This window comes from Chryseobacterium sp. GW821-FHT04C04, assembly GCF_059420365.1.
This window is the reverse complement of record NZ_JBWKTO010000001.1, coordinates 1,054,526-1,067,271: the sequence shown is the minus strand read 5'-3', so window position 1 is coordinate 1,067,271 and position 12,746 is coordinate 1,054,526. Positions and strand designations below refer to the sequence as shown.

Genomic DNA, 12,746 nt, shown 5'->3' with positions numbered 1-12,746 from the left:
TTATTTTACTAGGTATTGATGTATTCAATAAGAATGGGCTTCAGCCCGTTTAAAATAGAAGAACATCTTCCATGGGCTTTAGCCGAAACGTCTAATAAAAACCCCTGAAATCATCTTTCAGGGGTTTATGCTTTATAGGTTTATTGTTCCTGACAATATTAGTTGAAAGCCTCAATAATTTTAGAGAAGTCCTCAAGCTTCAAAGCAGCACCTCCAATAAGACCTCCGTCAATATCCGGTTGAGAGAAAATTTCTTTTGCATTATCAGGCTTTACAGAACCTCCATAAAGGATAGAAACCTCATCAGCTACTTCCTGACCGTATTTTCCAGCGATGATGCTTCTGATGTGAGCATGAATTTCCTGAGCCTGCTCCGGCGTTGCCGTTTCTCCCGTTCCGATCGCCCAAACCGGTTCGTAAGCAATCACTACTTTTTTAATTTCTTCAGCAGAAAGTGTGAAAAGAGCCTCTTCAGTCTGGTTCTTTACTACCTCAAAGTGCTGACCTGCCTTTCTCTGCTCAAGTGTTTCTCCATTACAGTAGATAGGAGTAAGCCCTTTATCCAAAGCCAATTTGATCTTTTTGTTGCATTGAGCATCAGTCTCTCCATGGTATTGTCTTCTTTCAGAATGTCCGATCAATGATCCGGTTGCATCAATAGACTCTAACATATCTGCAGAAATTTCTCCTGTGTAGGCACCGCTTTCATGCTCGCTCATATCCTGAGAAAATACTCCGATTTCATCCTTTTCAAAGATGTCTTTCGCCATCATTAAATATAAAGACGGTGGAGCGATCCAAACCTCACAGTTGGTAGCATTGTTGTTTTTATAGCTTAGTAACTGAATCATCAATTGTTGTGCATCAATTACATTTTTGTTCATTTTCCAGTTTCCTGCAACTATTTTTCTTCTCATAAGATTTAAATATAGATTTATTTACTTTTAATTTTTTATTTAATGAATCTGCGTTGTCTGCAGAATCCGCGAGAGTTTTATTATTTATTAATTCCTTCCAGTTTAAACATGAATACATACACCAAAGCGATATCCTTCAGATAGTCAAATCTTCCGGAAGCACCACCATGACCGTATGCCATATCCGTTTTTAATAATAATACATTTTTATCCGTTTTCATATCCCTAAGTTTGGCAACCCACTTGGCAGGCTCAAAATATTGCACCTGAGAATCGTGTAGACCTGTTGTTACCAGTAGATTAGGGTAGTTTTTCTTCTCTATATTTTCATATGGAGAATAAGATTTCATATAAAAATAGGCTTCCTTGTTATTTGGATTTCCCCATTCGTCATACTCATTGGTAGTCAGTGGGATACTGGTGTCCAACATGGTATTCACAACGTCTACGAATGGTACCTGTGAAATGACTCCGTTCCAAAGACTCGGGCTCATATTGGCTACTGCTCCCATCAGAAGACCTCCGGCACTTCCTCCCTGAGCATACAGATGTTTTGGAGAAGTGTATTTTTCTTTCACCAGATATTCACCGGAATCAACGAAGTCGGTAAATGTATTTTTCTTTTTCATCATTTTTCCGTCTTCATACCATTGTCTTCCCATTTCCTGACCTCCGCGGATATGAGTAATAGCATAGGCGAAACCTCTGTCCAAAAGACTCAGCCTGTTGCTGTTGAAAGTAGCATCCATTGAGCTTCCGTAAGAACCGTACGCATAGAGTAGAAGCGGGCTGTTTCCGTCTTTTTTAAATCCTTTTTTATAAACAATGGAGATTGGAATTTTTGTCCCATCTTTTGCTGTGGCAAAAAGTCTTTCTGTGGTATAATTGTCTTTATTATAGCCACCCAGAACTTCCTGTTGTTTTAAAAGAGTTCTTTTTCCAGTCTTTAAATCCTGCTCATACTGAGAATTTGGAGTAATCATAGAAGTGTATCCAAAACGGAAATTATCCGTATTGTATTCAGGATTGTCCAGTGAAGAAACAGTATAGGCCGCTTCATCAAATTTCAGAAATTCCTTTTTTGCTGTTTTTCTGTCATAGATGACCAGTTGGGAAAGTCCGTTCTGTCTTTCGCTGAAAACCAGATAATTTTTAAAGGAAGTTATCCCCTGCATCAAAACATCTTTTCTGTGAGGAATAAAATCTTTCCAGTTTTCGACACCCGTTTTATCTAAAGGAGTTTCTACAATTTTAAAGTTAAGAGCATCTTTATTCGTTCTGATCAGAAACTTATCTTCCAATGGGGTAATGGTATACAAAACATTCTTCATTCTGGGTTGGAAAACATTAAATGTCCCGTCAGGCTGATCAGCATTTAGATATCTTGTTTCCGAAGAAGTGGTAGACCCTGAGTGGATCAGAACAAATTTTTCATTCTTAGATTTATAGACGGAAATAAAATTGGTCTTATCCTTCTCTTCATACACCGTTACATCTTTACTGGAATCTGTTCCCAGTGTATGCTTTTTGATCTTTTCAGATAAAAGGGTCGTAGGATTATTTTCTGTATAGAAAATAGTTTTATTATCATTGGCCCATGTTGCAGAACCTCCAGTGTTTTTTATTCCCAGATCTGTAACTTTTCCTGTACCGAGATCTTTTAAAAATAACTTATATTGTCGTCTGGAAACATCATCCACACCAAATACCATCTTTGTATTATCAGGACTGATACTGAAACCTGAAGCGGCATAATAGGAATGACCTTCAGCCATCTTATCTACATCCATAAGAATTTCTTCCGGAGCGGTAAGACTGCCCTTTTTTCTACAGTACTTAAAGTATTGTTTTCCGGCTTCTGTACGGCTGTAATAGTAATATCCATTCCTAAAAACAGGCACAGACTCATCTTTCTCCTTGATTCTGGCTTTCATTTCCTGGAAAAGCTTTTCTCTGAAAGGTTCTGTATCTTTCATCATGCCCTCCCAATAGGTATTTTCGGCCTTTAAATAATCAACGACCTTGGTAGAATCTTTTCCTTTTTTAAAATAATCAATCATCCAGTAATAGGGATCATTGACCTTATCACCATGTATTTCTCTGATATGTTCCTGTTTGTCTGCAACAGGTGTCTTCATATCCGGAAATTTCTGAGATTGAAATGTTGATGCACTCATTACAAATAGTCCTAGATAAATTTTTTTCATGGTATTTTGTTTTGGATTGATGCTATAATCCCCAAAGGTTTTTCAGCAAAACGTAGAATGTGTGCTCTTCTTCGGTTACTTTGTTGTCTGCTTTGATCAGTGATTTTGCAAACTGAACAAATTTTATACGCTCATCTTCTGTAGAATCTTCATGGAAACATCTCGCATGGAACTCAAAATGGTCTTTCCATTCTTCAGGCTGTAAAAGAGCCAGCGTTTCAAGTTCATTATCAAGATTCATTCTGAACGGAAATTCATCCGCCATATATTGCTGCACCAGCATTCCTTCTTCAGGAGCAAACTCTCCGTCTACAGAAGAAAGGATCATTAATAAGTGATAGCCAGCGATTGATTTATTTGATTTTTGCATGCGTTGTGGTATGTTTAAGTTTAGTGTTTAAATTTGATAATTGATAATTGATAATTGATAATTGATAATTGATAATTGAGCTACAATTATTTCTCATAGAGACTTCCTTTCTTCTATCATTTATAATTAATTAACGTAGTCTTTTGCAGGCTGTTTGTCTACAATTTTCCCTTTTTCAAGGATCAATACAAACGGGTTGCTTCTCGCTATTGTTTTGATGGCAGTTCCGTCCATCAGTACATTCTTGATGGTTTTAAAAGTATTGGGTTCTGTAGAAACTCCATAGATAAGAGCTCCTTTCTGAGCATTTACTTTCGCTTCCACTTTCTGAAGCAGATCTGCAGGAATCTCTTTGGGATGGTAAGAGAAAACCAGAACAGCTTTTGGAGCGTTAATGATCTCGTTGGTAACTTCCATTCCCGTAGGATCTTCAATCTTCAGTTTTACAATTTCAGACTTATAGCCTTCTTTGATCAACACAGATTCGTTTTTCCCATCCTCAATTTTCCATGGAGAACCTTCTGCCCAGTATTCTGTTTTTTTGATATAATCATCCTGATTTACTTTTACAACGGCTCCCGTTTTCTGATTTTTCAGAGAGTAGAAAGTCTTGTATTCAGAAGGATTCTTCTCGATTTTTACTTTTTCACCTTTAATATCTGTACCAATTTTGTAGTCACGGAAATCAATGATTGGTTCATGCATAATTCCCTGTGCCATAACGTAAATCATGCCCAGAGAAAAAACAGTTAAAAGAATATATTTGAAAGTGTTGGAAGGCTCTTTCTGAGTAACAGCATACTCATCTTTTTTACGGAATTCTTTTCTATACATGATGAATAGAATGATCAGTCCTACAAGAAGGACAACATCCTTAATGAAACTTTGCCAAGGCGTAAATTTGATTGCATCACCAAAACATCCACAGTCTGTTACGACATTGAAATACGCGGAATAAAAGGTAAGAAATCCAAAGAAAATACAAAGGGCAATTAATATGGATAAGGTAAATTTAAGCTTTAATTTAAGCAGCAGCATAAACCCTAAGAAAAGCTCCAGTACCACTACTATTACTGAAAATAGCAGTGCAAACTTTTCTAAAAACGGCATATTAAAAACAGGAGGAGCAAAATATTCTTCCATTTTGAAAGAAAAACCTACAAGATCCACGGCTTTCACAAAGCCTGAAAGGATAAAAATAACAGCGATAATAAAGCGTAATAAACCTTTGAGCATATTAAATATTTTTGGGTTCGAATTGATTTTCTTTTTCCGAGAATTTGATCAGGCAGAAGACAGCATAGTTCAGCATATCGAAATAGTTTGCGTCAAGCCCTTCAGAGACGATAGTTTTTCCCTGGTTGTCCTCAATCTGTTTTGTTCTTAATACTTTCTGATAAATAAGATCTGTAATCGAAGAGATTCTCATGTCCCTCCATGCCTCACCATAATCATGATTTTTTCTTTCCATTAAAGCCTTCGCTTCATGGGCGTATTGGTCATACAGACCTAAAATTTCTTCTTTATTTTCATTGAAATCATTGGAAAGACCTTTCTCAAGCTGAATAAGTCCAATGATAGAGTAGTTCACAATGGCGATAAATTCATCTTCCTCACTCTCATCTACCATTTTTTTATCAGTCATCTGAAGCGTACGAATCCTGTTGACTTTGATGTAAATCTGGTCTGTAATGGAACTCGGTCTTAGTACCCTCCATGCAGCCCCATAATCCTGTAGCTTTTTACCGAAAAGATCACGACACTGACTGATAACTTTCTCGAACTGTACTGATGTTTTTAGCATAAAATTTCTTAATCTTCCAAATATACGAATTCGGTTTTAGATTTTTGAATTTGAGGAGCTGAGTTTGTGAGTCAGAGCGTTTGAGGGTGGGAGAGTTTGAGTGTTTCGGATTCATGATGCGGGGGTTGGATTTCGAGTTGTTGGGTTTTAGAGTTTGAGAATAAGAGGGTTGGAGGGTGTTTGAGGAAAGAGTTTCAAGATTCGATTTACCGAGTTTTGAGGTTTGAGAGTGTGCATTTAGCTTCCAGCCTATAATTTCTAATTTCTTCTCATTAAAAACACATAAATCACTAATTTTGCACTACAAAATCATTTATCAACTGCCATTTATTAATTCTCATCCACCAATAATAAACTCCTATGCTCTCCAATCCTCCAATGATCCAGTCCTCCAACCCTCCAACCTATTCAATCAACTGCAACGGCCGATTGGTACAACTAGACACTCCAAAGATCATGGGAATCCTGAATCTGACTCCGGATTCTTTCTCTGATGGAGGGAAATTCAATAATGAAAAATCAGCTTTGTTGCATGCCGAAAAGCTTTTGAAAGAAGGGGCTGAAATACTGGATATCGGTCCTCAGTCTACACGCCCCAATGCAGAATTTTTGAGTGCTGAAGAAGAAATAAACAGGATCGGAAATCTCATTTCTATGATCAAAAAAGAATTTCCGGAAGCGCTGATTTCCCTTGATACTTTTTATACAGAAACAGTGAGATTTGGATTTAATGAAGGAATAGATCTGATCAATGATATTTCAGGAGGCCAATATGATGCAGAAATGTTTGATACAGCTGCTGAAACGAAGCTTCCTTACATCCTGATGCATGTAAATCCTTCCTATCAAACCATGCACGATAAAATAAAATTCGAAGATATAACGCTGGAAGTGAACCAATATTTTTCCAAAAAAACGAAAGAACTTTTAGAAAAAGGGGTGAATGATATCATTCTTGATCCCGGTTTTGGTTTCGGAAAAACAGTAGAAGACCAAATGAAAATGATCCACGAAGTTGAATATCTCGGATTTGGAAAATTTCCTCTTTTGATAGGCATTTCCAGAAAGTCATTTATCTATAAACCTCTTGGAAAATCACCTCTGAATATCAATGAAGAAACTCAGGAACTTCATATGAAAGTGTTGGAGCAGGGCGCAAAAATTTTAAGGGTTCATGATGTGGCTGAAGCAAAGGAAACGCTTACCCATTTTTTACGAAAAAAATAAAAAGTGTGAAAAAAACTTGTGAGTATTTAAAAAGTTTATACATTTGCAGTATGAATTTTACGAATCAGAAAAATATTATTGTCATTTCTATTATTGCTGTTGTCATTAACAACAGTAACGAAACGGCATTTTAAATAGATTTTAATTTAAATTATATATAGGCCGTTTCATATTTGAAACGGCTTTTTTTGTTTTAATTTTTTATAGTACAAGAGTATGTATCAGTTATTATCAGTAATTATTATCGTCATTATTATTCCCTTGCGTCTGTGAGATGGAAACTATATGACTATACATATATTGAGCCCTCTCACAGTGTGAGAGGGCTTTTTTTATTCCTTTTTTTAATTTTTTAAACTTCTATAACATGTATTACAACGACGACACAGTCATCTATTTTGACGGAAAATTTTTGAAGGCAAAGGAAGCCGGAACAGATCTTTATGGGCAATCCCTTCACTACGGTTACTCTGTTTTTGAAGGAATCAAATCCTACAGCACAGATCAGGGAACCCAAATTTTCAAAGCAAAAGAACACTACGAAAGGCTGAAAAGATCAGCAGAACTGATGCATATTCCTTTTGATTATTCCACAGAGCAGCTTACCAAATTGACTTATGAGCTTCTGGAACGTAACGGATTTACAGATGCTTATATCCGTCCGTTGGTCACATGTTCTCCCAATATGTCACTTTCAAAAGGACAAAAATCTTACCTGTCGCTTCTTGCCTGGGAATGGAACAACGGATACCTGGGAGATAAAATGAAAATCATGACTTCTCCTTTTCAGCGACCGAATCCTAAAGCTTTTAAAGTTGAAGCCAAAGTGGGTGGGCATTATGTGAATTCGATCCTTGCCTGTCAGGATGCCAAGGACAAAGGCTATGATGAAGCATTGGTTTTGGATGAAAACGGAAATGTTGCCGAGAGCTCAGGTGCCAATGTTTTCTACGAAAAAGATGGAGTATTATTTACCCCGGGCAAAGGAAGTATCCTTCCGGGAATTACAAGACAAACGGTTTTTGAAATCTGTGAGGAGCTTGATATTCCGGTTAAAGAATCCTTTTTCAAACCTGAAGAAATGAGAGGAGCGGATGCCGGATTTTTCTGTGGTACCGCTGCAGAAATTGTTGCGCTGGATTCGCTCGATGATGTCCCTTTTACCAGAGACTGGGAAGATACGGCAAGTGGGAGAGTACAGCGGGCTTATTTGAAAAGGGTAAGAGTTCTGTCATTGTAAATTTTTAGAATTTAAATATCTGGTTATCAAATAAATAAAGTTGTATTTCAAATGATTGGATATTGTAGTTTTTAGGAAAGTTAGAAATGAAAGAAATATTACAAGCTGTAGTTTTGGCTGAAAATTAAATAAAAAAAATCGCTTTAAGCAGATGAGAAGAAAAGAAAATGAAGAATAATATGCTAAATAAATATTCAAAAACGTTCACGCAAAACAGTGAACAGCCCGCTGCCAAAGCAATGTTGTACGGGATAGGCTTTACAGAAGAAGATATGCACAAGGCTCAGGTCGGGATCGCCAGCATGGGATACGATGGAAATACCTGTAATATGCACCTCAACGATCTTGCCAGAGAGGTAAAAAAAGGAACCTGGAATAATGGATTGGCTGGATTGATTTTCAATACCATTGGTGTAAGTGACGGAATGAGCAACGGAACAGATGGGATGCGCTATTCACTGGTAAGCCGAGATGTAATTGCAGACAGTATTGAAGCGATCTGCGGAGCCCAGTACTATGACGGATTGATCGCATTACCAGGCTGCGACAAAAATATGCCGGGAACCATTATCGCAATGGGAAGACTAGACAGACCCTCTATCATGGTGTATGGAGGTACTATTGCTCCCGGTTGTTATAAAGGGGAACAACTCAATATCGTTTCAGCTTTCGAAGCACTGGGGCAAAAGATTGCCGGTGAAATCACAGAAGAAGACTTTGATGGGGTGGTGAAAAATTCTTGCCCGGGAGCAGGAGCATGCGGAGGAATGTACACGGCCAATACAATGGCATCTGCGATAGAGGCATTAGGAATGTGCCTTCCGTATTCCTCTTCCAATCCTGCTTTAAGCCAGGAAAAACAAAACGAATGTCATGAAGCGGGAAAATATATTAAAATATTATTGGAAAAAGACATTAAGCCTTCTGATATCATGACCAGGAAAGCTTTTGAAAACGCCCTTCGTATGATTGTTATTTTGGGAGGAAGTACCAATGCGGTATTACATTTTATAGCCATGGCAAAAAGTGTTGGAGTTCCTCTCACTCAGGATGATTTTCAGAAGATGAGCGATTGCACTCCTGTATTGGCCGACCTTAAACCAAGCGGGAAATACCTGATGCAGGACTTATATGAGCACGGAGGAATACCGTCAGTAATGAAATATTTGCTGGAAGAAGGTTTACTTCATGGAGACTGCCTTACCGTTACCGGAAAAACACTCGCTGAAAACCTTAAAGATGTTCCGAATCTGGATTTTAATATACAGAAAATCATAAGACCTCTGTCAGCACCCATAAAAGCTACGGGACACCTGAGAATATTGTATGGAAACCTTGCTGAAAAAGGAAGCGTGGCAAAAATTACAGGAAAAGAAGGAGAACGTTTTGTAGGAAAAGCCCGTGTATTTGATGGAGAAAAAAATCTGATCAGAGGAATTCAGGATGGAACCGTACAACACGGTGATGTTATTGTCATTCGTCATGAAGGTCCCAAAGGAGCTCCCGGAATGCCGGAAATGCTGAAACCTACCAGCGCTTTGATTGGAGCAGGCCTTGGGAAAAGTGTTGCCTTGATTACAGATGGAAGATTTAGTGGCGGAACCCATGGTTTTGTAGTGGGACATATTACTCCGGAAGCTCACGAAGGAGGATTGATCGCCTTTGTAAACGACAATGATCTGATTGAAATAGATGCGGTAAACAACACCATACAGCTCAAAGTTCCAGAAGAAGAAATTGAAAGAAGAAAGAAAGGATGGCAAAAACCACCTCTTAAAGTACAGAAAGGACTGCTTTATAAATATGCACTAACGGTATCATCAGCCGCAGAAGGCTGCGTAACGGACGAAATCACTCAATAAAAGTATATGGAAAACCTGAATTTATCAACAGAAATACAACTTACCGGAAGCCGGATCATTTTGGAGGCATTTCTTCAGGAAGGAGTAAAAACCGTTTTCGGATATCCGGGGGGAGCTATTATTCCAATTTATGATGCCCTTTATGATTACCATGAAACGTTGGAACATATTCTGGTACGTCATGAACAGGCCGCGGTACATGCTGCGCAAGGTCTTGCAAGAGTATCTGGAGAAGTAGGGGTTGTACTGGCAACCAGTGGGCCCGGAGCAACCAATCTTGTCACGGGATTAGCAGATGCTCTGTTGGATAATACCCCTTTGGTATGCATTACAGGACAAGTTTTTGAACACCTTCTCGGAACCGATGCCTTTCAGGAAATAGATGTAATGAACGTCACAAGCCCGGTTACCAAATGGAATTACCAGGTGACTGATGCTAATGAGCTTCCCGAAGTACTGGCAAAAGCATTTTATATTGCAAAATCAGGTCGTCCCGGCCCTGTACTGATTGATGTCACCAAAAATGCCCAGCTGCAGTCTGTTGATTATAAAGGATATTCTCCATGTCATTCATTGAGAAGCTATAAACCGGATCCCAATCTATGTTTTGAAAGTATTGAAAAAGCGGCGGAACTGATCAATAATGCAGAGAAACCATTTATCATAGCAGGACAGGGAATTATGCTGGGGAAAGCTGAAAAAGAATTTTTAGCGTTTGCCGAAAAATCAGGAATCCCGGTAGCATGGACGGTTTTAGGAATGAGCGCAATCCCTACCGATCACCCTCAGGCTGTAGGAATGGTAGGAATGCACGGAAACTATGGACCGAATATATTAACCAACGAATGTGATGTTCTGATTGCTGTCGGGATGCGTTTCGATGACCGGGTGACTGGAAGGCTGGATCAATATGCAAAACAGGCAAAAATCATTCATCTGGATATTGATAAAGCAGAGATCAATAAAAATGTAAAAGCTGATGTTCCGATTCTTGGAAACTGCAAACAGACGATTCCTCTTCTTACAGGATGGATTACAAAAAGAGAGCATCCGGAATGGCATGAAAGATTTAAAAAATGTTATGAAATTGAAAGTATCAACCTGATCAATACGGAGCTTTATCCTGAAGAAGGAGAAATTACAATGGGAGAAGTTATCAGGTACCTGAATGAGATGACAGCAGGAGAAGCAATTATTGTAACAGATGTAGGGCAGCATCAGATGGCAACATGCCGTTACTCCACATTTAAGCATTCCCGAACCAATGTCACGAGCGGCGGATTGGGAACTATGGGATTTTGTCTTCCTGCAGCAGTCGGAGCATCGTATGCAGGGACCAATCGCCCTGTTGTAGCGGTTATGGGAGATGGAGGAGCCCAAATGAATATTCAGGAATTAGGAACCATTATGCAGTATCATCCAGAGGTTAAAATTCTAATTCTTAATAACTGCTACCTGGGAATGGTAAGACAGTGGCAGGAGCTGTTTCACGAAGAAAGATATTCCTCAGTGGATATTCAAAGTCCTGACTTTGTTCAGGTAGCAAAAGGATATCATATTCCTGGAAACAAAGTTTCTGAGAGAGAAAATTTGAAGTTGGCTCTTCGTGAAATGCTTGATCACAGCGGAGCTTTTCTTCTTGAAGTCATGACGGGAAAAGAGCACAATGTATTTCCAATGATCCCTCAGGGGAAAAGTGTTTCAGAAATTGTACTGAATAATAAATTTTAAAGAATAAAAAGATGAAAACAGATCATAAAGAATATACCATTACCGCGTATACAGAAGATTATTTAGGATTGATCAGCCGGATTAATGCTATTTTTTCGAGAAGGAGAATTTCTATGTTGACTTTCAACGTGGGGCCTTCCGAAATAGAAAAAGTAAAAAAGTTTGTCATTGTGATCAGAGAAACAGAAGATTCTGTTCAGAAGATCAGCCGGCAAATGGAAAAACAGGTGGACGTTCTGGAGGTACATTATCACAGAACCCCATATCTGACCGCAATAGAATATGCGAGTTAAGCAAAAAATTAAACATCATAATCAGTAATAAATAAAATCAAAAAAAATGGCAAAATTGAATTTTGGAGGAGTAGAGGAGAACGTAGTAACAAGAAACGAATTTCCGTTGGAAAAAGCTCAGGAAGTATTAAAAAATGAAGTCGTAGCAGTAATTGGATACGGAGTGCAGGGACCGGGACAGGCATTAAATCAGAAAGATAACGGAATTAATGTTATTGTAGGGCAGAGAAAAAACTCCAAATCATGGGATAAAGCAGTAGTAGACGGATTTGTACCGGGAGAAACGTTATTTGAAATCGAAGAAGCGTTAGAAAAAGGAACCATCATCTGCTATCTTTTGAGTGATGCCGCCCAGATTGAATATTGGCCAAAAGTAAAACAGCATCTTACCGCAGGAAAAGCTTTGTATTTTTCTCATGGTTTCGGAATTACTTTCAGCGAACGTACCGGAATTGTTCCTCCAGCTGATGTAGATGTATTTCTGGTAGCGCCAAAAGGTTCAGGAACGTCATTGAGAAGAATGTTTCTACAAGACAGAGGTCTGAACAGCAGTTTTGCCGTATATCAGGATGCAACAGGAAGAGCCAGAGAAAGAGTAACGGCAATGGGGATTGCGATAGGAAGCGGATATCTTTTTGAAACCGATTTTAAAAAAGAAGTATACAGCGACCTTGCGGGAGAACGCGGAACATTGATGGGAGCCGTACAGGGAATATTTGCCGCTCAGTATGATGTATTGAGAAAAAACGGACACAGCCCTTCTGAAGCTTTTAACGAAACCGTAGAAGAATTGACCCAGTCATTAATGCCATTAGTAGCAGAAAACGGAATGGACTGGATGTATGCCAACTGCAGTACTACTGCCCAGAGAGGCGCGTTGGATTGGTGGAAACGTTTCAGGGATGCAACTTCTCCTTTATTTGAAGAACTCTATGACAATGTAGCCAAAGGAAATGAAGCACAGCGTTCTATTGACAGCAACAGCAAACCGGATTATCGTGAAAAATTAGAAGTAGAGCTTACTGAATTAAGAGAAAGCGAAATGTGGAAGGCCGGTAAGACGGTACGAAGCCTGAGACCCGAAAACAATTAATA

11 protein-coding genes are annotated in these 12,746 nt (G+C 38.7%); 6 read left to right on the top strand and 5 right to left on the bottom strand.

The features are described 5' to 3' along the window. Nucleotides 1-158: 158 nt before the first annotated feature. From tpiA to AC07UM_RS04745, 5 genes are all read right to left on the bottom strand, one after another. On the bottom strand, nt 159-917 hold the full coding sequence (gene tpiA / locus AC07UM_RS04765) for a triose-phosphate isomerase (RefSeq protein WP_494684646.1): 759 nt from the start codon (nt 915-917) through the stop codon (nt 159-161). Nucleotides 918-997: 80 nt separating this feature from the next. Next, nucleotides 998-3,124: a S9 family peptidase gene (locus AC07UM_RS04760; protein WP_494684645.1), complete on the bottom strand. Its 2,127-nt coding sequence runs from the start codon at nt 3,122-3,124 to the stop codon at nt 998-1,000. Between the two features lie 22 nt (nt 3,125-3,146). Beyond that, nucleotides 3,147-3,494, bottom strand: coding sequence for a tellurite resistance TerB family protein (locus AC07UM_RS04755; protein ID WP_494684644.1), 348 nt, complete (start codon nt 3,492-3,494; stop codon nt 3,147-3,149). 126 nt (nt 3,495-3,620) lie between these two features. After that, nucleotides 3,621-4,730 carry a BT_3928 family protein gene (locus AC07UM_RS04750; protein WP_494684643.1) on the bottom strand — a complete coding sequence of 370 codons (1,110 nt, stop codon included), beginning with the start codon at nt 4,728-4,730 and terminating at the stop codon, nt 3,621-3,623. 1 nt (nt 4,731) lies between these two features. Next, nucleotides 4,732-5,298, bottom strand: coding sequence for a DUF1599 domain-containing protein (locus AC07UM_RS04745; protein ID WP_103234244.1), 567 nt, complete (start codon nt 5,296-5,298; stop codon nt 4,732-4,734). 360 nt (nt 5,299-5,658) lie between these two features. Here AC07UM_RS04745 and folP point away from each other — a divergent pair, with 360 nt between their 5' ends. The 6 genes from folP (at nt 5,659) to ilvC (ending at nt 12,744) form a co-directional block, all read left to right on the top strand. Beyond that, the gene (gene folP, locus AC07UM_RS04740) at nt 5,659-6,525 is read left to right on the top strand and encodes a dihydropteroate synthase (protein ID WP_494684642.1); all 867 of its coding nucleotides are present in this window, start codon (nt 5,659-5,661) and stop codon (nt 6,523-6,525) included. 367 nt (nt 6,526-6,892) lie between these two features. Further along, complete coding sequence (ilvE, locus tag AC07UM_RS04735) at nt 6,893-7,765, top strand: branched-chain-amino-acid transaminase (RefSeq protein ID WP_494684641.1); 873 nt, start codon at nt 6,893-6,895, stop codon at nt 7,763-7,765. A 167-nt stretch (nt 7,766-7,932) separates the two neighbouring features. Beyond that, the gene (gene ilvD / locus AC07UM_RS04730) at nt 7,933-9,627 is read left to right on the top strand and encodes a dihydroxy-acid dehydratase (protein WP_494685265.1); all 1,695 of its coding nucleotides are present in this window, start codon (nt 7,933-7,935) and stop codon (nt 9,625-9,627) included. Between the two features lie 6 nt (nt 9,628-9,633). Beyond that, nucleotides 9,634-11,358 carry a biosynthetic-type acetolactate synthase large subunit gene (gene ilvB / locus AC07UM_RS04725; protein WP_494684639.1) on the top strand — a complete coding sequence of 575 codons (1,725 nt, stop codon included), beginning with the start codon at nt 9,634-9,636 and terminating at the stop codon, nt 11,356-11,358. Nucleotides 11,359-11,369: 11 nt separating this feature from the next. Continuing rightward, the gene (locus AC07UM_RS04720; RefSeq protein ID WP_103234240.1) at nt 11,370-11,651 is read left to right on the top strand and encodes an ACT domain-containing protein; all 282 of its coding nucleotides are present in this window, start codon (nt 11,370-11,372) and stop codon (nt 11,649-11,651) included. Nucleotides 11,652-11,697: 46 nt separating this feature from the next. Further along, entirely contained in the window at nt 11,698-12,744 is a 1,047-nt protein-coding gene (gene ilvC / locus AC07UM_RS04715; protein ID WP_494684638.1) for a ketol-acid reductoisomerase, read from the top strand. Nucleotides 12,745-12,746: the final 2 nt, after the last annotated feature.

Bases quoted from the DNA above. Each gene is read 5' to 3' on its own strand.
- folP (WP_494684642.1), top strand. From the start codon at position 5,659: ATGCTCTCCAATCCTCCAATGATCCAGTCCTCCAACCCTCCAACCTAT.
- ilvC (WP_494684638.1), top strand. From the start codon at position 11,698: ATGGCAAAATTGAATTTTGGAGGAGTAGAGGAGAACGTAGTAACAAGA.
- ilvB (WP_494684639.1), top strand. From the start codon at position 9,634: ATGGAAAACCTGAATTTATCAACAGAAATACAACTTACCGGAAGCCGG.
- AC07UM_RS04720 (WP_103234240.1), top strand. From the start codon at position 11,370: ATGAAAACAGATCATAAAGAATATACCATTACCGCGTATACAGAAGAT.
- AC07UM_RS04755 (WP_494684644.1), bottom strand. From the start codon at position 3,494: ATGCAAAAATCAAATAAATCAATCGCTGGCTATCACTTATTAATGATC.
- tpiA (WP_494684646.1), bottom strand. From the start codon at position 917: ATGAGAAGAAAAATAGTTGCAGGAAACTGGAAAATGAACAAAAATGTA.
- ilvD (WP_494685265.1), top strand. From the start codon at position 7,933: ATGAAGAATAATATGCTAAATAAATATTCAAAAACGTTCACGCAAAAC.
- AC07UM_RS04750 (WP_494684643.1), bottom strand. From the start codon at position 4,730: ATGCTCAAAGGTTTATTACGCTTTATTATCGCTGTTATTTTTATCCTT.
- ilvE (WP_494684641.1), top strand. From the start codon at position 6,893: ATGTATTACAACGACGACACAGTCATCTATTTTGACGGAAAATTTTTG.
- AC07UM_RS04745 (WP_103234244.1), bottom strand. From the start codon at position 5,298: ATGCTAAAAACATCAGTACAGTTCGAGAAAGTTATCAGTCAGTGTCGT.
- AC07UM_RS04760 (WP_494684645.1), bottom strand. From the start codon at position 3,124: ATGAAAAAAATTTATCTAGGACTATTTGTAATGAGTGCATCAACATTT.